Genomic DNA, 986 nt, shown 5'->3' with positions numbered 1-986 from the left:
CGCCGCCGCGCGGGGCGCCGCGGCCTCGGCCGCGCCCGACGCCGGGCGGCGCGCTGCGGCCGCGCGCCCCGGCGGCGACGGGCCACGAGGCGTGCGCAGACGCGTTGTTGGAGCAGTCGGGCGCGGGAAGGGGAAAGTTCCCGGCACGTCTCTGTGATGTGAATCACACCATGGTGCCAGTGGGGCAAACGAGGCGAACTCCCGTTGTTTCGGCATCTGGTGCTCTTCTCTCCGGGGTGGGTGAGACTGGCACGATGGCTGCCATGGGGGCCGGAACCGCACTCCGACTCGGGCGCACCGCGCTGTTCGCGGTGGTCTGCGTCGCCGTGTCCGGGCTCGGCCACGCGCTGATGTCCGGCGCGCCCCTGCCGCTGCCCGTCCAGGCCGCCGCGCTGTTGCCGGTATGCGGGGCGGGGTGGTGGCTCGCCGCACGGGAGCGGAGCGCTCCGGTGACGGTCGCCGCCCATGTCCTGGGCCAGTTGGGGCTGCACGCCTTCTTCGCCGGTGCCGGGTCCTGGCTGCCGTCCCGCTTCGGCGCGCACCACTCGGGCGGCGGGCACCATGCGTCGTCGGGCGCGATGGGCCACTCCGCGCACGAGGTCCCGATCGGCGGCTCGTCGGACCTGATGGGGCTTCTGGCCGCCTTCGACGGCACGGTGTTCACGCTCGGCATGGCCGCCGCCCACGCGCTGGCCGGACTGATCTGCGGCTGGTGGCTGTGGCGCGGTGAGGTCGCCCTCGCCCGGCTGGGCCGCTGCCTCGCGCTGTTCGTCCGCGCCCCGCTGCGGACGGCCTGGCGCCTGTGGTCCGCGGCGCCGGCCGCCCCTGTACCGCCCGCCCGGCGGCGCACCCGCCGTGAGCCCGCACGCCGCCCGCAGGGCCTGCCGGTCCGCCACGCCATCTCCCGGCGTGGGCCACCGTTCTCCCTCCGCCTCCTCTGACCTCCATCCGCCCTCCGGCCCCTGTGCGCCGGAGGCGGTACGGGC

Annotated in this window: 1 protein-coding gene; it reads left to right on the top strand. The window is 76.4% G+C overall.

Annotation, left to right across the window (positions count from 1 at the left end):
* Positions 1-263: 263 nt before the first annotated feature.
* Entirely contained in the window at positions 264-941 is a 678-nt protein-coding gene (locus tag ACFWM7_RS05205; RefSeq protein WP_383255351.1) for a hypothetical protein, read from the top strand.
* The last annotated feature ends 45 nt before the right edge of the window (positions 942-986 follow it).

The organism is Streptomyces sp. NPDC058375 (genome assembly GCF_042723425.1).
GTDB classification, from domain to species: Bacteria; Actinomycetota; Actinomycetes; order Streptomycetales; family Streptomycetaceae; genus Streptomyces; species Streptomyces durocortorensis.
Note: the sequence above shows the minus strand (reverse complement) of the source record. Positions and strands in the feature narration are given on the sequence as shown.